Origin of the sequence: Cryomorpha ignava, from assembly GCF_010686655.1 — a bacterium.
Lineage (GTDB): Bacteria > Bacteroidota > Bacteroidia > Flavobacteriales_D > Cryomorphaceae > Cryomorpha > Cryomorpha ignava.
The window spans coordinates 89,406-112,400 of sequence record NZ_JAAGVY010000011.1 but is presented as its reverse complement, the minus strand read 5'-3'; the positions used below and the strand labels follow the sequence as shown (position 1 = coordinate 112,400).

The 22,995-nt window shown below is 41.0% G+C and carries 21 protein-coding genes; 13 read left to right on the top strand and 8 right to left on the bottom strand.

Translation table 11 applies throughout. The features are described 5' to 3' along the window. The first annotated feature begins 128 nt into the window (after window positions 1–128). On the top strand, window positions 129–1,586 hold the full coding sequence (locus G3O08_RS08305; protein ID WP_163284794.1) for an OmpP1/FadL family transporter: 1,458 nt from the start codon (window positions 129–131) through the stop codon (window positions 1,584–1,586). Window positions 1,587–1,730: 144 nt separating this feature from the next. On the opposite strand, the gene G3O08_RS08300 is transcribed toward G3O08_RS08305, so the two are convergent. The 3 genes from G3O08_RS08300 to G3O08_RS08290 form a co-directional block, all read right to left on the bottom strand. Beyond that, on the bottom strand, window positions 1,731–2,189 hold the full coding sequence (locus tag G3O08_RS08300) for a ferritin-like domain-containing protein (RefSeq protein WP_163284792.1): 459 nt from the start codon (window positions 2,187–2,189) through the stop codon (window positions 1,731–1,733). A gap of 296 nt (window positions 2,190–2,485) precedes the next feature. After that, window positions 2,486–3,280, bottom strand: coding sequence for a zinc ribbon domain-containing protein (locus G3O08_RS08295; RefSeq protein ID WP_163284790.1), 795 nt, complete (start codon window positions 3,278–3,280; stop codon window positions 2,486–2,488). Between the two features lie 3 nt (window positions 3,281–3,283). Beyond that, entirely contained in the window at window positions 3,284–4,381 is a 1,098-nt protein-coding gene (locus G3O08_RS08290) for a Nif3-like dinuclear metal center hexameric protein (RefSeq protein WP_163284788.1), read from the bottom strand. A gap of 31 nt (window positions 4,382–4,412) precedes the next feature. Here G3O08_RS08290 and lpxK point away from each other — a divergent pair, with 31 nt between their 5' ends. From lpxK to G3O08_RS08265, 5 genes are read left to right on the top strand one after another with little or no spacing between them, the layout of a single operon-like run. After that, a complete protein-coding gene (lpxK, locus tag G3O08_RS08285) occupies window positions 4,413–5,453 on the top strand; it encodes a tetraacyldisaccharide 4'-kinase (RefSeq protein ID WP_163284786.1) in 1,041 nt (346 codons plus the stop codon). Further along, entirely contained in the window at window positions 5,437–6,249 is an 813-nt protein-coding gene (locus G3O08_RS08280; RefSeq protein WP_163284785.1) for a purine-nucleoside phosphorylase, read from the top strand. Before lpxK ends, G3O08_RS08280 begins: the two co-directional genes overlap by 17 nt. Further along, the gene (gene gatB, locus G3O08_RS08275) at window positions 6,246–7,712 is read left to right on the top strand and encodes an Asp-tRNA(Asn)/Glu-tRNA(Gln) amidotransferase subunit GatB (protein WP_163284783.1); all 1,467 of its coding nucleotides are present in this window, start codon (window positions 6,246–6,248) and stop codon (window positions 7,710–7,712) included. The genes G3O08_RS08280 and gatB overlap by 4 nt, the downstream gene beginning before the upstream one ends. Next, the gene (locus G3O08_RS20880) at window positions 7,709–8,839 is read left to right on the top strand and encodes a peroxiredoxin family protein (RefSeq protein WP_204336815.1); all 1,131 of its coding nucleotides are present in this window, start codon (window positions 7,709–7,711) and stop codon (window positions 8,837–8,839) included. Before gatB ends, G3O08_RS20880 begins: the two co-directional genes overlap by 4 nt. Window positions 8,840–8,850: 11 nt before the next feature. After that, on the top strand, window positions 8,851–9,639 hold the full coding sequence (locus G3O08_RS08265) for a UDP-2,3-diacylglucosamine diphosphatase (RefSeq protein ID WP_163284808.1): 789 nt from the start codon (window positions 8,851–8,853) through the stop codon (window positions 9,637–9,639). On the opposite strand, the gene gap is transcribed toward G3O08_RS08265, so the two are convergent. From gap to G3O08_RS08245, 4 genes are all read right to left on the bottom strand, one after another. After that, window positions 9,599–10,621 carry a type I glyceraldehyde-3-phosphate dehydrogenase gene (gene gap, locus G3O08_RS08260; RefSeq protein ID WP_163284781.1) on the bottom strand — a complete coding sequence of 341 codons (1,023 nt, stop codon included), beginning with the start codon at window positions 10,619–10,621 and terminating at the stop codon, window positions 9,599–9,601. The two genes, G3O08_RS08265 and gap, sit on opposite strands and share 41 nt — an antisense overlap. Before the next feature lie 76 nt (window positions 10,622–10,697). Further along, window positions 10,698–13,772: a T9SS type A sorting domain-containing protein gene (locus tag G3O08_RS08255; protein WP_163284779.1), complete on the bottom strand. Its 3,075-nt coding sequence runs from the start codon at window positions 13,770–13,772 to the stop codon at window positions 10,698–10,700. A gap of 116 nt (window positions 13,773–13,888) precedes the next feature. Then, entirely contained in the window at window positions 13,889–14,761 is an 873-nt protein-coding gene (gene lipA, locus G3O08_RS08250) for a lipoyl synthase (protein ID WP_163284777.1), read from the bottom strand. Next, on the bottom strand, window positions 14,762–15,520 hold the full coding sequence (locus G3O08_RS08245) for a hypothetical protein (RefSeq protein ID WP_163284775.1): 759 nt from the start codon (window positions 15,518–15,520) through the stop codon (window positions 14,762–14,764). 52 nt (window positions 15,521–15,572) lie between these two features. Here G3O08_RS08245 and G3O08_RS08240 point away from each other — a divergent pair, with 52 nt between their 5' ends. Then, the gene (locus tag G3O08_RS08240; protein ID WP_163284773.1) at window positions 15,573–15,980 is read left to right on the top strand and encodes an OsmC family protein; all 408 of its coding nucleotides are present in this window, start codon (window positions 15,573–15,575) and stop codon (window positions 15,978–15,980) included. Here the strand turns inward: G3O08_RS08240 and ytxJ are convergent. Next, complete coding sequence (gene ytxJ / locus G3O08_RS08235) at window positions 15,961–16,323, bottom strand: bacillithiol system redox-active protein YtxJ (RefSeq protein WP_163284771.1); 363 nt, start codon at window positions 16,321–16,323, stop codon at window positions 15,961–15,963. The genes G3O08_RS08240 and ytxJ overlap by 20 nt on opposite strands. Window positions 16,324–16,579: 256 nt before the next feature. Between ytxJ and G3O08_RS08230 the strand changes: the two genes are divergently transcribed. From G3O08_RS08230 to G3O08_RS08205, 6 genes are all read left to right on the top strand, one after another. Then, window positions 16,580–18,313, top strand: coding sequence for a BamA/TamA family outer membrane protein (locus tag G3O08_RS08230; protein ID WP_163284769.1), 1,734 nt, complete (start codon window positions 16,580–16,582; stop codon window positions 18,311–18,313). Further along, the gene (locus G3O08_RS08225; RefSeq protein ID WP_163284767.1) at window positions 18,313–18,939 is read left to right on the top strand and encodes a L,D-transpeptidase; all 627 of its coding nucleotides are present in this window, start codon (window positions 18,313–18,315) and stop codon (window positions 18,937–18,939) included. Before G3O08_RS08230 ends, G3O08_RS08225 begins: the two co-directional genes overlap by 1 nt. A gap of 15 nt (window positions 18,940–18,954) precedes the next feature. Then, complete coding sequence (locus G3O08_RS08220; protein ID WP_163284765.1) at window positions 18,955–20,286, top strand: DNA recombination protein RmuC; 1,332 nt, start codon at window positions 18,955–18,957, stop codon at window positions 20,284–20,286. Continuing rightward, the gene (locus G3O08_RS21690; RefSeq protein ID WP_163284763.1) at window positions 20,276–21,550 is read left to right on the top strand and encodes a GWxTD domain-containing protein; all 1,275 of its coding nucleotides are present in this window, start codon (window positions 20,276–20,278) and stop codon (window positions 21,548–21,550) included. Before G3O08_RS08220 ends, G3O08_RS21690 begins: the two co-directional genes overlap by 11 nt. Before the next feature lie 2 nt (window positions 21,551–21,552). Beyond that, on the top strand, window positions 21,553–22,296 hold the full coding sequence (rlmB, locus tag G3O08_RS08210) for a 23S rRNA (guanosine(2251)-2'-O)-methyltransferase RlmB (RefSeq protein WP_163284761.1): 744 nt from the start codon (window positions 21,553–21,555) through the stop codon (window positions 22,294–22,296). Between the two features lie 321 nt (window positions 22,297–22,617). Beyond that, entirely contained in the window at window positions 22,618–22,977 is a 360-nt protein-coding gene (locus tag G3O08_RS08205; protein ID WP_163284759.1) for a hypothetical protein, read from the top strand. The last annotated feature ends 18 nt before the right edge of the window (window positions 22,978–22,995 follow it).

Sequence of the window (22,995 nt, the reverse complement as noted above, 5' to 3'; positions counted from 1 at the left end):
GAATTTGCAAACAATTAATGGTTACTGTTCAGTTTTGAGAATCGAAATTAGAAAATTTTTGATTCTCAAAACAAAATTCGAATGCGAAGTTCTTTAAAAACGAAAGGAGCTTCTATTAAATCAAAATTATGAAACGATTCATTTTTAGCTCGGTATCTATCTTACTGGGGCTGGCAGCTACAGCCCAAAATGATGCCGACGTACTTAGATATTCTTCTCAATATGTATTGGGAACAGCCCGCTTTTCAGGACTGGGCGGCGCCATGGGTGCCCTCGGTGGTGATATGTCGGCAACACATATAAACCCTGCGAGTATTGCGCTTTATCGCTTTGGTGATATTTCATTTACACCATCAATGGAGTTCAACGTTATTGAAAGTGAGCTAAATGGAAACACAGCAAGCGCTGATCAAAATAAGCTGGTGATCAATAATATTGGTTTCGTTTTGGCTAACGAAACAAAAGACCCCTACTGGAAATCAGTAAATTTTGGCGTTTCTTATAATAGGCTTAATACGTTTAATGACAACCTGGTCGCTAAAAGTACGCTGCCGGTTGGGAACTCTATGATGCAGGATTTTGCAAATCAGGCATATGGATATGCGCCGGGTGACTTATCTGAATTTAGTTCACTCCTCGCCTACAACAGCTATGTAATTGACAGGATTGACACGATTAACGATATCTATGATGGCAGAGCTTTTACAGGAGATTTGACTCAGTTTCAAAATGCAGAAAGATCCGGAAGACTCTCTGAAACATCACTGAATTTCGGCGCCAACTATAATGACAAAGTATATATCGGAGCTTCGCTTAACTTTCAGTCGCCTTATTACAAATCAAAAGTGGAAACTACTGAAACCCCTTTGGACGTAGCGAATACAGATTTAGTAAAATATACGTACTCCGAAATACTTGAGACGACAGGACTTGGATTCAATTTTAAGCTTGGCGGAATTGTAAAAGCAGGAGACTATTTGCGATTTGGAGCTTCTGTGCAAACACCAACTACCTTTACGCTTACAGATAATTATCGTACAAAACTTACTAGCGAGCTTCGCGAACCGTCTGAAACATTTAGCGAGCAATCGTCACTTAGCGTTTTTGAATACCGCGTTAGAACCCCGTGGAGATTTATGGGAAGTATAGCCGGCATCCTGGGCAAAAAAGGGTTGGTTAGTTTCCAGTATGAATTTGCTGATTTTAGCGGTGGAAAGCTTAAAAATGCCAGCTCTTATGGCAGCAATGGCGATTTCAGTGATAGTAATGAATCCATTCTTAAGAATTTTTCAATTTCAAATATCTACCGCGCCGGAGCTGAATACCGCTTTACAAATGAGTTTTATGGAAGAGCCGGATTCGCTTATTTCTCAAATCCAAATAGAGCAAATGAATTTACAGATGCTGACCTCAACAGATACCAGTACAGCGGAGGTTTGGGATACCGCGCAGCCTCATGGAGTTTAGATATGACTTACCAATTAGCAAAGTTTCAGGAAGTTTATCAAACCAATAACTCGGCTGATATTACCACCCTTTCAAATAATCTCTCCAGTATAATTCTGACTCTTGGTTTCAGGCTGTAGCCGCGCCGATTTATCGAGAGGCAACGAACGCCTCGTCGATTGATCCTGAAAATATCACCGAACATTTCAAATGTTTTTTTGAATAATATTATTCGAAAAAAAGCCTCGTAAAAACGAGGCTTTTTTAAATATAGATAATAGGTTTTAGTCAACCAAATCTTCAAGTCGTTTTACAGCCGACAAAGTTTGCTGAACTTTAGCTCTTTGTTGGGTTAAAACCGTTTTTGCAGATCCGGTAACATAGGCCGATTCCAATTGATCTTTGTACTCATCTGCACTCGCTTTCTCTCCGCGTATACATTCTTCAAGTATTGATTCGTCCTTGTCTGATGAAAGTGCAGTCTTTACGTCAATCCATACGCGGTGAGCTGAACCGGCAAAACTACCCTCATCTCTGGGCTTCGCATTTAAAGTTCTCAACTCCTGGTCAATTTCATTGGCAAAGCCAGATCGCTCAACAGCTTTCTTTTGCAACCAATTTTTCAATTTGGGACTCTCTGCTTTTTGCATGACTTGCTTGAATCCTTTTTCAGCATCGTAATTCTTCTGAAGCAACTCCTGTAAGGAGCCTACTAATTTTTCATTGTGATTTGAATTTTCCATGGTATCGTTTTAGGGTTTATAAATACGCCAAAAGCAGCGTTCTAACTACCTATTTAACAGCTCCGGCTATTCAATTGTTTAGTACCATTTACTCACACTAACGCATCCAAAAGGGATAAAAATAGACTTACATGCCAATTTACTATCAGGTATAAAAATTGAAACATACCATAAATACGGGTATAAAAAAAGCCCCGAATCGGGGCTTTTAAATAGTATGTACGCCATACTCTATACTAAATACTCTATACTAAATACTCTATACTAAATACTCTATACTAAATACTCTAAAAAAATTATTTCAAAATCTTGGCGAGCATTGCCTCCATTTTTTCATTCTCCTCGATTGCCAATTCAGCATCTACCAGAATTCTTCCGCTGTGCTCATCAACTATAATTTTTTGACGGGCAGCAACATCAAGCTGACGTTGTGGTGGAATTTTAATATAAGAACCTGCAGAAGCCTCACGGTCAATCGGAACAACTGCCAATCCGTTTTTAGATCCTGTTCTAATTCTTTCGTAAGCCGTTACCAGACGATCGTCAATTTTAGCACGAGCCTCTTCAGATTTTTTCAAAAGGGCTTCTTCTTCCTTCTGCGTTTCGCCAACTATTTCGTCAAGCTCTTTGCGCTTAGTCTCCAAATCTTTTTTGCGGCCATCAAGCTCCGATTTTGTTTCGTCAAGGATTTGCTTCTTGCCGTCCATCTTTGCTTTGAACTCCTTAATTCGTTTCTCGGCAAGTTTTATTTCCAGATCCTGATATTCAAGCTCTTTGCTAAGCGATTCAAACTCGCGGTTGTTTCGCACATTGTCTTGCTGCTCTTTATACTTCTTAATTAAAGCTTTCGAGTCAGTGATCGCATTCTTCTTGCTTGAAACTTCATCATTCAACTCCTCTGCCTCATCTTGCATTTTCTTATAGCGGGTTTCCAATCCGGCTATATCATCTTCCAAATCTTCTACTTCGAGCGGAAGCTCACCGCGAACGGTTCTAATCTTGTCTATGCGCGAATCAATCAATTGAAGACTGTATAATGCGCGCAGTTTTTCTTCTGATGAAAGGGTCTTTTTCTTTGCTGCTGTTGCCATATATCAAATATAATGGATGGGATTTGTATTTACTTCCGTTAAATGGGTCGCAAAAGTACGAAATTTTTTGCTTAGTTTTTCGGCAATTAAGTCAATTGTAAATCGCTCGCTTTCATAATGTCCGATATCGGCAATAATCAATGCGTCTTCAGCGTCAAAAAATTCGTGATATTTAAAATCTGAAGTTACAAATACATCGGCTTTCTGGCGCTTTGCATCGTTTAATAAAAAACTTCCGCTTCCACCACACACTGCGATCGTTTCAACCTTTTTCGGCAAAAGCGCGGTACACTTTACAACCTGCAATCCCATTTTAGCTTTTAGGGTTTCTATAAATTCTTTCGCTTCCACAGGCTTTGCCAAAGTGCCAATCATTCCTGAACCAATTTCCTGATGTACATTTTCGAGATTGTGAAGAAAATAAGCTACTTCTTCATACGGATGGGCTTCTTTCATTGCCGTAAGAACCGACCTGCTCAAATAATCGGGAATTAAAACTTCGACGCAAATTTCATTTTCTTGGTGCGCCTCTCCCCTTTTACCAATCGTGGGGTTGGCATTGTCCATCGGCGTAAAGGTTCCAATACCTTTTGTATTAAAACTACAGCCTTCGTAATTCCCAATTTTTCCGCCTCCCGCATCAAAAATAGCTTCTCTCACATTTTCCAAATCTGCCTCGGGCACAAAAAATTCAAGTTTCTGAAGTCTTCCGCTTTTAGGAGCCAGAATGCGCGTGTTTTCCAAACCAAGTTTATCAGCTATCATTTTATTCACACCGGTATTTACATTGTCTAAATTGGTGTGAATAGCGTAGAGCGCAACGTCATTTTTAATCGCAAGCTCCACGGTACGTTCCACATAATTAGATCCGGTAAGCTTTTTCAACCCTTTAAAAAGTAATGGGTGATGGCTTATTACCATGTTGCAATTCTTCTCAATAGCCTCTTCCACAACCCTTTCTGTGCAATCAAGGCAAATCAATACACCAGTTATTTCGCGGTTATGGTCTCCTACCAATAAGCCCACATTGTCATACGATTCGGCTAAAGCTTGCGGTGCCCACTCTTCTAATGAATGAATTATATCTTTGATGCGCGTCATTTCATATACTTGTAAGTGGCAAAAATAAGCAATGCAAAAGATTCGAACTCTGCTTCTCCCCTTTTCCTTCGTCTATGGCTGGATTTTATGGCTCCGGAATGCGCTGTACAACAGAGGTATTCTAAAATCGGTAAGTCCTTCAATAAAAACTATAGCCATAGGAAATATTTCGCTGGGCGGAACCGGAAAAACACCACACATCGAATATATTTTGACCTTATTGGCACATAAAAACCTGGCCGTTTTGAGCCGAGGTTATGGAAGAAAATCTAACGGCACTCTTAATGTAAATGCAGAATCGAGTACCCTTGAGGCAGGTGATGAGCCACTACAGATAGCTCGAAAATTCCCAAATGCAAAAGTGGTTGTTGATGGAAATCGCTTACGCGGAATAGCGTACATTCAAAAGCACTACCCCGAAACAGAACTTATTTTGCTCGATGATGCATTGCAACACCGAAAATTAAAAGCTGGGCTTAATATTTTACTAACCACCATCGATCAGCCTTTTACAAAAGACTACTATTTGCCGTCAGGAAATCTCCGCGATCATAAAATACGAGCCAAAGATGCAGATATCATTGTAGTTACTAAATGCCCGAAAAACCTCCACATCACGCAAGTAGAATATTTAAAAAGCAAGCTGAGCAAATACAGCAAAAAAGTAATTTTTGACCATATTAATTACAAGAATATATCGGCGCTGACTGATGGAGGAGTGAAATCTATAAAAGATTATTCCAAAGTATTTCTAATAACGGGCATCGCCAAACCTGATTTTTTTCGAAAAAAGGCGATAGCACAATTCAATGTGGTAAAACATTTCGATTTTAGAGATCATTACCAGTTCAAAGAAGCGGATGTGGAGCGGTTTCGTAATTTTATTGGTAGCTTTGCGCCCGGAGAAATAGCCGCATTGACTACTGAAAAAGACGCCATGCGTTTATTAGACTTCAACAAAACCTCAAACCAATCTCAAATGCCCCTTTTTTACTGGGAAATAGGGATAGATTTTGGTGATTTTAAAATGGATTTTGATAACTTAATTATTGATTATGCCGAACGAACTTGATGCGATACTTGAATTCTTAAAACGCGAATTACCTTACACTCCTGAAGTTGGAATAATACTTGGATCGGGGCTTGGTACACTTGCCGACGAAATAGCCATTGATAAAACGCTGGCTTACAAAGATATTCCCGGTTTTCCACAATCTACCGTTAAAGGCCATTCAGGCGAACTGCTTCTGGGCAAGCTCGGCGGTAAAAAGGTTATTGCCTTTAAAGGTCGCTTTCACTTTTACGAAGGCTACTCTATGGATAAAGTAGTTATTCCCGTAAGGGTAATGGCGCTACTCGGTGCAAAATACATGGTCGTTTCAAATGCCTGCGGGGGTGTAAATCCTGCCCAGGAAATTGGCGAGATTATGCTCATTAACGATCATATAAATCTTTTTCCTACCAATCCTTTAATGGGGCCCAACAACGATAACTGGGGAACCCGCTTTCCCGATATGAGCAAAGCGTATTGCCCTACCCTATTGGCAAAAGCCGAAGCTGTCGCTAAAAAACTAAACATAAAAGTATCAAAAGGAGTTTATGCCGGGCTTACAGGGCCATGCCTTGAAACTCCAGCAGAGTATAAGTACGTGCGCATAATAGGTGCCGACGCTGTAGGAATGAGCACCGTACCAGAAGTAATTGCCGCTAACCATATGGGCATGAAGTGCTTTGGTGTAAGCGTAATTACCGACCTGGGGGTAGAAGGAAAAATCGTAAAAACTACGCATGAAGATGTGGTGAAAGCAGCGCAGGAAACCTCAAACAGACTAAAGCCCTTAATTAAAGGCTTAATCGAATCAATATGATCGAAGAGCGAAAAGAAATATTAGACAAATACCAGTTGGTAGTTGGCCTTGAAATACACACCCAGCTATCAACTCTTTCTAAGGCATACTCGGGCGACAAAAATGAATTTGGAAGTCTTCCCAATTCAAACACCTGTCCGCTCACCTTGGGTCATCCGGGTACGCTCCCGCGAATAAACGAGCAAGTAATAGAGTCTGCAATAAAGCTGGGACTTGCCACCAATTGCGCCATTTCGCGCGAAATGCACTTCGCCCGAAAGAATTATTTTTATGCCGATTTGCCGAAGGGATACCAGATAACCCAAGACACAACTCCTATTTGCACTGCCGGTAAACTGGTAGTAAAAGGAGCCGACAATACCGATAAAACAATTCGAATTACTCGGATTCATATTGAAGAAGATGCCGGAAAAAGTATTCACGATCAAGATCCATACAATACACTTGTTGACCTTAACCGCGCTGGAGTTCCCCTTCTGGAAGTGGTTTCTGAACCCGACATAAGAACACTGGAAGAGGCCTATAATTTTCTGGCAGAAGTACGTCGCCTGGTGCGCTACCTTGAGATTTGCGATGGAAACATGGAAGAGGGAAGTATGCGCTGCGATGCCAACGTATCTGTAATGCTTAAAGGCTCAGACACCTACGGAAAACGTTGTGAAGTAAAAAACATGAACTCGCTGCGTAATGTGCAGCGCGCTATTGATTTTGAAATGAAGCGCCAGATCAAAATCATTGAAGCCGGTGGGCAAGTGTATCAGGAAACAAGGAGTTTTGATGCTGTAAATGGCATTACTTTTACGCTGCGCGATAAGGAAGATGCGCACGATTATCGCTACTTTCCGGAGCCAGATATCCAGCCGCTAAGTGTGACGCAGGAAGAAATAGACGCTGTAAAAGCCGGTATGCCACCACTACCCCGTGTCCTTTTTGAAAAGTACACTTCGCAGTTAAAGCTTTCAGACTACGACGCCAATTTAATTATTGACGCAAAACCTATTGCATTGTACTTTGAAGAGCTTATTACGCTTACAAAAAATTATAAAGCAGCTGCAAACTGGATGATGGGCGAAATAAAATCGCACTTAAATCACAATGCAATTGATATTGAATCGTTTCCGCTTTCGCCAAAAAGAATTGCCGAATTAATTGAATTAATTGATCAGGACTTGGTTAGCAGCTCGAGTGCCGCCCAGCAGCTATTCCCTAAAATGCTTGAGAACCCGGAAAAATCGCCCAAAGAAATTGCAGAAGCAGAAAATCTTCTTCAAAAAAGTGATGACGATTGGCTTTTAAACCTGGCAAAACAGGCTTTAGAAAAATATCCTGACAAAGTGGAAGCGTACAAAAATGGCAATAAAGGATTGCTCGGACTGTTTATGGGAGAGGTAATGAAACTATCAGAGAGAAAAGCCAATCCAAAAATGTCAACTGAAATTCTAAAAAAATTACTAGACTCATGAAAAAATTAATTTTTGCATCTACAATCATCCTTTTAATAGCAAGCAGCTGTGGTTCTACATCAAGCAAAGAACAAACGGTAAGCGGAAAAATTGACAATGCCGAAGGGCAGCAGATTACCTTAATTGGTTACCCCAAAGGTCAACCCGATACACTTGGGTCAAAAACCCTAACCGCCGATGGTGCATTTTCATTTAATGTAAGTGGTGGAAATATAGCCTTCTACACTTTAAATGTAGGCAATGAAGGGTCTGTTGTACTCGCCTTTGATAGCACTCAGTCACCACAGGTTACTGCCAATTATCCCGAAATAAAAAAAGACTATCAAATTGCTGATTCTAAAGAAAGCAAGGAAATAAGAGACTTGTATGTAAAAAGTTACTACTATGAAACCACCCTCGACTCGGTAATGAAAGCGCTTCAGGAAGCGGCTAAAAACGAGCAAAATGCCGAGCGAATTGAGCTTAGTGCAGCGTACAACGAAATGCGTAAAGAGTACAAAGACTATCTTACCGGAACGATAGATTCAGACTCGACTAGTGTGGCCAATTTTTCAGTTTTGCAAAGGCTCAATGCCGACCAAGATTGGGAGTACTTCCTAAAAGTGCGCAATGGATTAAATTCCCGACTAAAGGGGAATCCGTTTTACGACCAGTTAGCGAACAATATCGCCCAGCTTGAAAATAAGAAAAAGGCTGAATCGGCGTTTGGACCTGGCGCTGTAGCTCCCGATATTGTATTACCATCGCCGGAAGGTAAAGAAATTGCACTTTCATCACTACGCGGGAATTACGTTTTAATAGACTTTTGGGCCTCGTGGTGCAAGCCATGCCGTATTGAAAACCCCAACGTGGTAAAGATGTACAACAAATACTCAGACGATAATTTTGAAATCTTTGGTGTTTCGCTTGATAAAGACAGAGCTAAATGGATTGAGGCTATAGCGGCAGACAAATTAACGTGGCCGCAAGTTAGCGATTTGGGTTTTTGGAATTCAGCGGCAGCTCAATTGTACAATGTTCGCTCTATTCCATATACTGTATTGTTAGATCCCGAAGGTAAAATTATTGCCACCAAATTGCGCGGGCAGGCTCTTGAAGCCAAAATGGAATCTATTTTCGGGCATTAAGTTTACGAGCTATCGCCACAAAAGGAAAATACTATTTTGCTTCTGACTTTCACCTCGGCGCACCCGATAAGGAGAGTAGTTTTGCCCGCGAAAAGCGCATTGTGGCATGGCTCGATGAAATTAAAAAAGACGTTACTGAATTATTTATTCTCGGCGATGTATTCGATTTTTGGTTTGAATACAAAACTGTGGTGCCTCGCGGATATGTACGCTTAATGGGCAAGCTGGCCGAAATAAGCGATTCGGGAATTCCGATTCATTGGTTTATTGGAAACCATGATATGTGGATTTTTGATTACATACCTCAGGAACTCAATGTTACCATGCACCGCCATCCCATTAGGCGCGAGCTGAATGGAAAGAAACTTTGCATCGGCCACGGCGATGGATTGGGTCCCGGAGATCACGGGTACAAATTTATTAAAAAGGTTTTTCGAGCACGTTTTTCTCAATGGCTATTCGCGCGGTTACACCCTAATTTTGGCGTTGGCCTGGCCGATTATTTTTCATCATCGAGCCGCAAAACAAGCCAGGAATCAGACAGGAAGTTTTTGGGTAAGAAAAATGAATGGCTTGCCATTTATTGCGAAGAGATTGCCGCAAATGAAGATGTCGACTATTTTGTTTTCGGTCACAGACATTTACCGATGCGTCTAAACCTCGATAATGGCGGAGAATATATCAATATTGGGGACTGGATTACCAATTTCTCTTACGGCGTTTTAGACGAAAGTGGTTTCGAAGTAAAAGGCTACGGCACTAATCCCATTGTTTACTCCAATACCTCACCAGGTCAATAAGGCGCGACGAGTAGCCAATTTCATTGTCGTACCAGCCTACCACTTTTACCATATTGCCTATAACCGATGTCAGCAGCGAATCGTACACACAAGAATGCGTATTGCCCACCACATCTACACTTACGATAGGTTTATCGGTATATTCCAAATATCCCTTCCACCTGCCGGCGGCCGCTGCTTCTTCAAACACACGGTTAACTTCAGCTGCATCGGTTTTTTTCTTAACAATATAAGTTATATCTGTTAACGAGCCATTTGGCACCGGCACCCGAATACCTGCACCTCCTAAACGACCATCAAGCTTTGGAAAAACTCGGGTTATGGCTTTTGCTGCTCCTGTAGTAGTAGGAATGATAGAAAGGGCAGCTGCTCTTGCTCTGCGAAAATCTTCGTGCGGTCTATCGTGCAGTGTTTGATCGCTTGTGTAAGAATGCACAGTGGTAATGTATCCACTTTCTATTTCGAAATTCCGGTCTATAATTTCAACCATTGGCGCGGCACAATTCGTAGTGCACGAAGCGTTCGAAATCACTTTTTCCGATCCATCAAGCAGCTCTTCGTTGGCACCGAGTACAATTGTTTTAATCTCTTCGCCTTTTGCTACAGCACTTATTATTACCCGCTTCGCACCTGCCGCAACATGCTTTAAGGCGGCTTCTTGGGTTTTAAACTTGCCGGTGCATTCTATTACCACATCAGGTGCATACGGCTTCCAGTTAAGTTTATCAGGATCTGAAATATGAGTCAGTGGTATTTCCAAACCATTAAATATAAGCGCATTTTCTGAAAACGTCACAGCTCCTGTAAACCGCCCGTGCACGCTGTCAAACTCAAATAAGTGAGCCAAAACATCAGCCTTGCCGAGATCGTTTATCGCTACGATTTCAATTTCATTGGCATATGGCGAAGCGAGAAGTTGCCGCATAAAGCCACGACCTATTCTTCCAAAACCATTGATTGCTACCCGAGTTTTTTCGTTCATATCATATAGATAGAAAAAGGCCTTCGAATGAAGGCCTTTTAATTAATAATTAGAAATTAGAATATTCAAAACGAACTTATCGTGTTTTAACGAACTTAGAAGTTTGAACAGTATTTCCGGCTTTAATTTGAAGCAGATAGGTACCTTGGGCAAGATCTGCTGCATTAAAGCGAAGTTCTTTTTTCTGACCCGGCTCCATTCTTTGCGCAGATCTTGACTCAACCAAACGTCCATCGAGTGAATAAATATTCATACTCACGTCGCCGCTCACGCCCAGATCAAACTGAACTGTTCCATTATTTGTAACTGGGTTCGGGAATATTTTCAATTTACCCAGCGCAGGAAGGTCAGCAATCTTATTGTCGTCAATTCCAGTGTTTAAGTTAAGCAGGTAGTCAGATCTAAATACACCACGCCCGTGAGAACCGGCATAAACTACTCCACTGTTTTGCACTTTCCATGCTTCTTTTTTCTGCTGTCTGAGATCAAAAACCGGAACGCGGTTCATATCACCGTTGTTTGCAGGAGACCAGCTTGCGCCACTATTATCAGAATAGTATATTCCAAATTCAGTACCGGCAAGAATCACATTGGGGTTGTTTTTGTCCATTACCACAGAGTAGCAAGGCATCCCTTCAATGCTGGCATCAACATTCCACGCATTAGTAAAACTAAAAGCGCCTGTAGCAGTTGCTGCATTATCAGAAATTCTGATTTTTCCGGAGCCGCCATAGTTACCTATTGAAACTGCAACTCGCTCGCTTGCGGGTCCATTTCCGGCAATAGTGCCTTGCCCTTGCGAGTAGTCAACTTCTATATCGGTAATCGTTCCAGGCGCATTTAAAATCTCTGTTGTGGTAAGTCCGAAAGTTGGAAAATTAAATGTAAGCTGTTCCTTAGTCCACGCACTGTTAAAACCAGAAAAACGCACTAGTTTACCATTGGTAAAGCCTACGTAGAGGTGATCTCCATCAGGCGAAAACTCAACAGAAGAAGGGATTACACCACTTCCTTGCCCCTGAGCAATTTTATACCATTTAATCTGACCATTCGTTTTAAGCGGTTTACGGGTGACGTAAACCCCATTAGAAAGTGCAGCAGCCAACATAAATTGCGAAAGCTCCTGAACCTTAGCAGTGTCGCCAATATTGTGATAAATAAATTCTTCGCCATCGACTGTTCTCACAAAGTAAGAATAGTAGTTCAAATCTTCAGTAAGCACTTTTGAGAATTCATAGGGGCTGTCATTAGCCGTAACTATAATTTGAGTGCCTGCGGGAACTTTTCCAATAATGGTATCGCCACTGCTTGTAAGCTCATAGCCTCCATCTGGAAGAAACTGAATATTTGGATCATCTTCTACCGGGAAATAATCAATATATACGGTCGAGAATTCATTGTTTTCATTTTCATGAAGAGCGATATCAGTGTTAAAGTCGTTGCCACCCCCTTGGGAAACTTCGAAAAGATCACCCACAGAAGTAACACCTTCACCACCAAGAGCCGATCTGAAAACTGAACCAAAATATAGGGTAGAGAACATATAATTTGGAAAAACTTGCGATATTTCAGTGGTAAAGCCATCTCCGCCGGTAAATTGTATAGCATCACCGGGATTGGCAGCATTTAATGACAACCAAGGAGTTCCATTGTCCTGTGTTCCTCCAAGCACCTGTCCGGTAGGAGTAAAAGCTATAGCGTAGTACTGGGTGGTAACATAATTATTGTTTAGGCTAACCCATGTAGCACCACGGTCGTTTGAACGGAATATTCCACCATCGCAGCCTATGTATAGTCTGCCATTGGCATCCCAGGCATACGCGTGAATATCAGAGTGCACATAAAATGGGCTTGGAGCCTGGCCCGGAGAAGATGCGAAATTGGCATTGATATTTTCCCATAGCGAAATACCGGGTGTACTGTTTTCTGGTAGCGTATATTTATAAAGTTTTATTCCACCCATTACAACTTCCATACTTCCATTTGCTGATGTACCCGGAGCTACAGTAATCATATTATCGTAATTACCCTGTGCGGATATGGATGTACTAAACGGAGAAAAAATCGCAGATTGACCATCATTACTCGAAGGCGCAATAACATACCAGTTTTGACCGGCATTTTCAGTAGCATAAATCCCTCTTAATGTACCGTTTTGTTTAGGAACAGATGCCACCATAAAGTCCTTATTGTCTGGAGATATAGAAAAGCTAATCGATCCTATAAAATCATTATTGCCTATAGGCGGGAAAATATTTTGGTTGGGACCATTTGTTCGAACGAAATTAGCGCCAAAGTCAGTAGAGACATATACACGCTCACTAATTGCAAAAATAATATTCTGTCCATCGCTTGAAATCGCTAAATCTTCTACACGACCCGGAGTTGCACCTGTTGGCATAGGTTCTAAATCTGCAGATTCGTGAATATATGGGAAAAGACCAAAGTTGGTTCCTATCCACAATCTGTTCGGATTGCTTCCGTCAGCAACTATTTTGTTTGTAACAGCCCATTGACTACCAGCGTTGAAATAGTTTGGCGCAAAATCGCTAACAAGAGACCAGTTTTCACCTTGATCTGTTGATACAAAAAGGCCACCGCCCATAAAACCTGACGATTCATTTCCAATAATATTCTCGCGCGAATTACCTGTACCTACGTATATGGCTCCATTGCCAATCATAGCGATGGTACTAACACATAGATTGTCGTCAAAGGTTTGGATTCGATTCCAGCTTTGCCCGGCATTGGTACTTTTAAAAAGTCCACCCGAAACACCTCCGGTAATAAGCGTATTTACATCATTTGGGAAAGGCAATATAGCCCTGGTTCGTCCACCAATATTGGTAGGCCCCATAGAAGCCCAGTTAACATCGGTATTCTTGGCAGAACCTTGGGTTTTTTCCAAAGTCTTTACAGCATTTTTGGCTTGTAAATAATCTTCCGACTCAATTTCGCCGGTATAGATATTCGATTTTATAGTTTTATAGTATTCAAAGGCTCCTTTTATGCCTTGGGCAGATTGAAACTGACTGCGCGGAATATATGCGTTTGCAAGATTACCATCGTTGCAGCATCCATTATAGCTAAACCAAGCCGCAGCCCCGATTGCTATTGTTGTGATTGAAAAAAGTAAAATTCTGAACTTCATCTGTTTATATTTAATTTCAAATAATTTGCAAGCTCTTTTTGCAAAGGCTAAAAATAGTTAATACAATTGATATCGGCTCATCTTCGTCCGATTCATTTTTTCAAATTCTTTACATCTCAAAACAAGTGCTTTTCGGCGTGATAAGACGAGCGCACCAAAGGACCACTCTCTACATATCTAAAACCTTTCTCAAGACCTATGTCTTTATACTCGGCAAATTTCTCTGGAATAATAAAGGAATCTACCGGCAAATGCTTACGTGTGGGCTGAAGGTATTGACCTAAGGTTAAGACATCTACACCAACCGAGCGCAGATCGTCCATGGTTTCAAGAACTTCGTTTTCAGTTTCGCCAAGACCAAGCATCACACCCGACTTTGTGCGCATTCCACCCTTCTTGAGTCGTCTCAAAACTTCGAGGCTTCTATCGTACTTAGCTTGTATTCTTACCTGCTTGGTAAGCCTTCTGACCGTTTCGAGATTATGCGAAACTATTTCGGGAGCTACATCTATAATACGCTGCAAGTTCTCCCATTTTCCTGCAAAGTCAGGAATCAGCGTTTCCATCGTAGTGTTTGGCGATTGGTACCGGATGGCATGAACCGTTTTGGCCCATATATCACTACCTCCATCTGTCAGGTCATCACGATCAACTGAGGTGATTACGCAATGCTTCACTTCCATAAGCTTTACTGATCGCGCCACTTTGCCAGGCTCAAATTCATCGACTGCTCCCGGCCTGCCCGTTTCTACGGCACAAAATCCGCAAGAGCGCGTACATATATTACCCAAAATCATGAAGGTTGCTGTTCCTGCTCCCCAGCACTCACCCATATTCGGACAACTTCCGCTTTCGCAAATGGTATGCAGCTGGTGCTCATCAACAATTCTTCTGACCTTCTTAAATGATTCACCAGTAGGCAGTTTTACTCTAAGCCATTTTGGTTTTTGAACCTTTGAAGGCCGCTCACTCACTATGTTTTCAAGCATTTACTTATTAAATTTTTTACCGAATTGTAAACATACATAAAAGTTGACAAAGAGCTGACGATTCTCAGCAAAAGCCATAATTTCCACCTCACTTATTGGGTAATAATCTACGGTAGCTCCTACTTCAATCCCCTTCAAACCCTCACGATTGGCATCGTATTCAAAGTTGAAGGCAAAGGCTCCGTAAATTCCGGGTTTTAACTTCAATTCATTGAAACCGCGCAAACCACCTGCGCGTCCTTTAATATCATCGTATTTATGAATTGAAGGATCATATTTTTCAACTATTACATCTTGGTAAGCGAAGGTACCGGGAACACCAATTTCCAGATAAACCGGGCGAGTAAAACCCAGCGATGGCCCCACACGCCAATTGTATCCCACAGAAACTCCCGACTTTCGGATTTTATCAAAACTCACAACGCGGTTTCCGATTGAAGGCCTAAAAATGAAGAAATAATTGAGCTTTCCGAAAACGTAGCTTCTCGTATGTTCCGAATAGGGATTGAAGCTGCGAATTTCTTTAGCATGCTTCATACCAACCATTTCAAATTGGAAGATCCGCGACTTAAAAACCGTTTTGCTATTTCCGAAAGTTATATGAGCGCCCCACCCGTTGGTGTGCAAAATAGCACCACCATAAATCGAATTTTTATATACAATGGTAGCTTCGTCAAATATTGTTTGCTCCTCTGTTTGGCTATACACCAGAAAAGGAGTCAGAATCAAAAAAATAAATATGTATAATTTCTCTTTCAAATTTTCAAACTGAAACAAACTGCTAATTTAGCAGATTCAAATATATAAAACTATGGCAACAGCGCATATTTCTTATCAGGGTAATTTAAGAACCCAACTTATGCATTACCAATCTGGCACAATAATCAAAACCGATGCGCCTACCGACAATCAGGGTAAGGGTGAGCTATTTTCTCCTACTGACCTTACCGCCACATCATTAGCCGCATGCATGATCACCTTAATGGGCATTGCTGCCAATGGGCACTCATTTATATTGGGCGAGGTAAGTGCCGATATTCAAAAAATAATGGCCTCTAACCCGCGCCGTATAGATAAAATACAAATAGACTTTGTTTTTCCCCAATCGAATTACGACGAAAAACAAAAAGAAATCTTGAAAAAGGCTGCTTTGAACTGTCCGGTGGCAAAAAGTTTGCATCCGGATATTGATCAGGAAATTACGTTTGAATTTGAATAAGAGAATCTATTCGCTTTGAAAGCTCACCTGGGCTGATGCCCATATGGCTTTTTACATCAATCATTACATTTCCATTAAATAAAAATGCTTGTGGAGATTCATGTTCAATACCAGTGGAAGCGGCCAGCGCATTGCTTACCTGCTTGTGGTTAATTACATCTATAATATAATAAGCAATCCGCGAATCGACTTTTCGCTCGAGACGGCTTTTTGCCATTGTACTAATTGCACAGCGGTTGCTGTGCTTTAAAATAAGGTAATACATTCCGGGTTCCAATTTAGAGCCAGAAAGCAGACTATTTAAATCTGCCTCAGTAGTTACAGATTGCCAAAGTTCAGACATTAGCTGTTTGATTGATCCTTAACGGGTTGCTCAACTTTACTATACGCAGCACAGGCTTGTTTTTGCGATCTGCATGATTGAGAAACGATAGCCGTTCCAAACAAAAGCATAAATATTAACGCGGTTCTTTTCATTTTTCTAAGGAATAAATATTTACAAAGATAGTGTAAACGAAATAAATGCCATTAAATTTGATTTATAGACCCTCACAATATCTTAAAAATTATTAGGTTATTCACAAAAGCATTCTTTTCTTTTGAATAAATCACTCTTAATAAGGTTATTCTGTACGCTGGGTTTATTCTGGACAGCGAGTCACTTTCTCGCAGCACAAAGTATTCCAATAATTATACAACCGGTTACAGATATTCCCGACAAATTAAATATTCCAAAAGATTTTAGTGCAAAAGACTCGGCAGATGCTTCTACTAAACTGAGAAATTTGAGATTTAACATTGTGGAAGCCGGCTATCTCACTGCAGGTTTTGACTCGCTTAACTTTGGGAAAGATACCATATATGCGTTTCTGAATTTCGGAAATAAATACAAGTGGGCAAACCTGGATAAAGGCAATATTCCCGAAGAATACCTTACTGCTATTGGTTTTAGAGAAAAACTATACCGCAACGAACCGTTTTCACCAAAAGCGCTGTCAAAAATTATGGAGCAAGCGCTAAAACTGGCCGAAAACAATGGTTTTCCTTTCGCATCGCTTACGCTTGACAGCCTAAAATTTCGCGATGGAGAAATTGATGCACAACTAAACATAGAGCTCAATCAGTTTACCCTAATAGACAGTGTTATTATTAAAGGAGGAGCAAATACAAATCGAAATTATTTGCAGAGTTATCTCGGCATTAAAACCCAGGTACCGTATAGCCAATCGGTACTCGACAAAATTCCCGGTAGGCTAAAAGAACTTTCATTTTTACGCGTCATAAAACCTTATGAAGTGGGGATGCGCCCCGGAAAAGCCGACATTTATCTTTATCTCGACAATAAAAAGGCAAGCAATTTTAACGGTATTATAGGAATATTACCTGACAGGGAAACCGGAAAAACACAAATTACAGGCGATGTGGAATTAAATTTACTCAACACACTCAAGCATGGCGAGACCATAAAATTGAAGTGGCAACGCCTGCAAACAAAAACACAGGAACTCAACCTGGAATTTGATTACCCTTTTCTTTTCAGCACACCTATTGGCATAGAAGCAGCATTAAATCTATACCGGCGCGATACTATTTTTAGTCAGGTCAATGCACTTGCAGGGCTACAATACTATTTTAAAGGTGGTAATTTTGCACGGATATTTTATGAAAATAATCAGGCAAATGTTATTTCGTCTGATGCCTTTTCAATAAATCAATATATTGATTCGCGCACAAATATGTACGGTGTGGGTCTTAACTTCAGAAGGCTCGACTATCGCTACAATCCTACCAAAGGCTTTTTTGTGGAAACATCGGTAGCAGCCGGACAGAAAACCATTCTAAAAAATCCCGAAGTTGACGATTCTGAGTACGATGACCTCAATTTAAAAAGCGATATTTACAACGCCAAACTCAATACCGGAAAGTATATTCCAATTGGAAATCGATCTACTTTTTTGCTGCGGGTGCGCGGCGCTTACCTGCTCAACGAGAATATGTTTAGAAACGAAATATATCGTATAGGGGGGCTGAAAACCTTGCGTGGATTTAATGAACAATCCATTTTTGCATCGGCCTACGCAGTTGGAACACTCGAATATCGCTTTATTCTTGAAGAAAATTCAAATGTTTTTGCATTCTTTGATCAGGGTATTTACGAAGATAGATCTACTGACAATACGATAAGCGATACCCCATTTGGTTTCGGTGCGGGAATAAATTTTGAAACGAATGCCGGTATTTTTTCGTTAACTTACGCACTCGGTAAACAATTTAACAACCCAATTGAAATCCGCAGCGGAAAAATCCATTTTGGTTTTATAAGTTTTTTCTGATGAAAAAGATTGTTTTTCTTATTGCCCTCACCATTCTATTGCCCGGTCTTTCGTCGGGTTATAAGACTTCTGTTTCGCACCCCGACCCTATGGTGTCTTTCCTTAAGGAATACCTTGACATTAAGTACAATGGCGCTCGATTTAATAAATTTATTTATGTGGCGGCAAAGCGGCAACGACTCTATTTAATTTGCAACGACACCATCGTAAAAACATTCATAATTTCTACCGGAGAAAAAGGAATCGGCAATCTTTCAGGAAGTTTTCAAACGCCAGAAGGCCTTCATAAAATAGCCGAAAAAGTAGGCGATGACCTGCCGATAAACACGGTGATAAAAAGTAAAATAGCTACAAGCGAGCAGGCCACGCCTATTCTCGAGGCCAAATCGAATAACCGCGATTTGATAACCACACGCGTACTGCATTTAAAAGGATTGGAAGATGGTGTAAACGCCGGTGATAACAAGGATTCCTATTCGCGTGGAATTTTTATCCACGGCACCCACGAAGAAGGTCTGCTGGGCATGGCCGCGAGCAAGGGTTGCATAAGAATGTCTAACAAAGATGTAATTGAGCTTTTTGATAGCGTTGAAGTTGGTACATTTGTAATTATCCTAAATAATTAGGGACAGGATTACAAAATGGATACAGCAATTTACTTTGCTCTGTTTTTTTGCGCAGGGGCAATCTTCGGTTTTATTCTACTTTATCTGGGCAATAGATCTAAAACTGCTTCCGCAAATAAGGTTGAAGAAGAGCGCAATGCACTGCAATCGCACGTATCGGGCTTGACCCAAAAAGCCGAAATTCTCGGCAACTCGCTAAATGAGCTCAAGACGAAAAATCAGGAATTGGAGTTAACAAACAATCAAAACCAGGCTAATTTGGCGCGACTTGGTGCCGAGAAAGCCGGATTAGAACAACATATAGCCCGGCATAAAGAAGATTTGGTAATGATGCGAGAACAGTTTACCAAAGACTTTCAAATCCTCGCCAACAAGATTTTTGAAGAGAAAAGTGAAAAGTTTACGCTTCAAAATAGATCAAATTTAGACCAGATACTCAATCCCCTAAAAGAAAAAATTGCCGACTTTCAGAAAAAAGTAGAAGAAACTCATACCAGCAATATCAAAGAATCTACCGGGCTTCGCGAAGAGCTCAAGCACCTCAAAGATATGAGCCAGCGAATGACCAATGAAGCTGAAAACTTAACGCGTGCACTCAAAAACGATTCGAAGGTACAGGGCAACTGGGGCGAAATGATTCTGGAAAGTATTCTCGAAAAATCAGGCCTTGCCCGCGATCGGGAATACTTTATTCAGCAGAGTTTTACCAATGAAGATGGACGAAGGCTACAGCCAGATGTGCTGATAAAACTTCCTGAAGATAAGTGGATTGTTGTGGACAGCAAAGTATCGCTAAAGGCTTATGAGCAGTACGCTGCTGATGATATTGAAACAGAATCCCAAGCGCATTTACGCGATCATCTACTCTCTGTTAAAACCCACATCAGAAGCCTGGCAGACAAAAAATATCAGGAACTTGGAAGTGGAAAAAATCTCGACTTCATCCTGATGTTTATTCCAATAGAGCCTGCTTATCTCCTCGCGCTTCAAAAAGATCATTCTCTGTTTCAAGAAGCATACGACCGGAATATTATTTTGGTGAGTCCCACCACTTTAATTGCCTCGTTAAAGATTATTTCATCAACCTGGAAACATGAATTTCAAAACAGAAACGCGATGGAAATTGCCGATAGAGGCAAGAAACTTCTCGAAAAATTTATAGGCTTTGCCGAAGATTTTGAAAAAATTGGAGAACATTTGAACCGTACTGAAAAAACATACTCAGACGCTATGAACAAATTACGTGATGGTCGTGGAAGCCTTGTATCGCAGGCCAAACAGCTTGAAGAGCTAGGCGTAAAAACCAATAAACAATTTAGTGAAAACCTATTAGCAGGTGAAGAATAACCGCAGCATGACTTGTAGCAAACCAATAAAATATTTCTTCACCCTCGTCGCATTAAGCGTATTAGTGGGGTGCGGCACTAAAAAAGCAGCTACCGACTCTAGCGTTCCCAGCGCCTATCAAGAAGATGGCACCAGAATAGAAGTGAAATACGAGCTCTTTCATTACAAACCGGATTCATCTCGCTTATATGTAAAAGTAAATACTGAACATTTGCTCTATGCACGCCGGGGTGACGCACCATCTGAAGCGGCTGTGGTTGTAGAAATAACTCCTGCTGATCAAGATATTCCGGCAAAATCAATCCGAATACTTGACGATGACAAGGCTAAAGCACCAAAGATGCTTATTGCATCAACCAACCTTTACATACCTTCGGGAAAGAATACAGAATTGAACATTACGCTAACCGACGAAAACAGAAGTCGCTCGCAAAAAATCAAACTTATTGCCGACAAAACAGATCTTTCTAACCGGCAGAATTTTTTGATTACCAAAGACAATAAGGATGTTCCGCTTTTTACCGACAGGGTAAAACCGTATACCAATTATTTTCTTCATACCAATGAGGCAATAACAGATAAGATATTAGTTCGGGTTTACAACCGCGAGTTTCCTATGCCCCCACCGCCTTTTGTGCTCTATGAGCCGCCATCATTTGATTACACAGCCGATTCAGTAGCCACCATACCGGTAAATAACGCCCGGCCAATTCAAATAAAAACTGGCCGTACGGGTTTTTATCATTTCCATGAAGACGACGAGAATAAAAAAGGTCTTACCATTTTCGTTTCCGACTCTGGATTTCCGGATGTAAAAACCGTAGAAGACTTGCTGAGCCCTTTGCGCTATTTAATGGGCGGGAGAGAGTATCAGAATATTATCGATGCTCCCGACAGAAAATTGGAACTGGAAAATACCTGGATAGGCTGGGCCGGAAGCCGAGACCGGGCGAGAAAGACGATAAAAACGTATTACCGTAGAGTAGAAAATGCAAATTCCTACTTTAGCAGCCACGTAGAGGGGTGGAAATCTGATCGTGGCATTATATACATTGTTTATGGTAAACCCAATAAAGTATATCGCACAGAGCAGGTAGAAACGTGGATTTACGGAGAAGAAAGCAATCCATTATCAGTTACCTTTCACTTTATAAAAGTTATTAATCCTTTCACTGACAACGATTACAGGCTAAACCGCGAAGAACTTTATAAACCCTCTTGGTACCGCTCTGTAAATGCCTGGCGTGACGGCAGAATATATTGAATATGAAAAAAGACCAATTAGTTTACGGAATTCACCCAGTGCTTGAAGCTTTGGAAACAGGCAAGAGCATGGAGAAAGTTATGATACAAAAAGGGCTGAATCCCGACACCCTTCACAAAATTTTGCCCAAGCTCAAAGAAACCGGTACGCCGTTTCAATTTGTACCGAAAGTTAAACTCGACAAAACTACGGGCAAGAATCACCAGGGAATTATTGCCATGATGTCGCCAATTGAATTTCAGGACTTGGAATGGCTTATCCCATCAATTTACGAATCGGGCGAAACACCGCTCTTACTCATCCTGGACAGAATAACCGATGTGAGAAATTTTGGAGCTATCTGCCGCAGCGCCGAATGTGCCGGTGTTCATGCTATTGTGATTCCTACAAAAGGTGCAGCACAAATGAACGAAGACGCCATTAAAACGTCTACCGGCGCCCTACTCCGCATTCCAATATGCCGGGCAGATTCTTTGGGATCAACAATTGATTTTTTAAATGAAAGCGGGTTTAAAACCATTGCCTGCCACGAAAAAGGAAAAGACATTTATTACGAATGTGACTTCACGACTCCTGTTGCTATTATAATGGGATCTGAAGAAGATGGAATTAGCAACAACGCCCGTGAATCATCTAATCACTCCGTGCGGATTCCAATGCTTGGCGAAACCCAATCGCTCAACGTATCAGTTGCCACCAGTATTTTGCTTTTCGAAGGATTGAGACAGAGAAGCGGACTGAAGTAATTTGCAAACAATAATTTTATACAGGAGAATTTGTAGATAGCTATCTATAGCTCCACCGTATCCAAGATTGGAATAAATGATTCTGATATCAGGTTGGATTAGTCCCCGAAAGGGAATGATCTACCTATATTTTATAACATAACATTCCAAGGAATCCTTCGTACAATATCTAATTGATTGACAGCGATACATTGAGAGAGTTATCATTAATCAATTTTTAAAAACTTGTTAAAATGAGCGAAACCGGTCTGCTTTCTAATGCTACTTTTAGACAGAATAGGCTCGCCTGTTTCAAATTGACTTGATAAAATAATCCCCCTTATGAATCACCTCAAAAGTCTGTTTGGTGCACTACTTTTTGTATTTACTACACTTGCCGTAGAAGCGCAAACAGAAACCCAACCGGTTTATTACAGATATTTCAGCGTTGAAGTTCAAGACCTCAACCAATCAGAATTTAATCAATTCGCGGCAGCGCGCACCGCAAATACTTCCCTCAAATTTGAAGAATACTGCAGCACTACCTCTAGCCTGTTAATAAGCTTTGACGCAGCGCAGCCCAAGCGGATTGAAGAGATGAAATCTGAAATTACCAGTGAGCTTCAATCAGCATTTCCAACCAAAACGATTTCAACCATATCAACTGTTTCTTATTCCAATCATTCAAATTTTTGCGAATGATTGCTTTAAATAAAATTG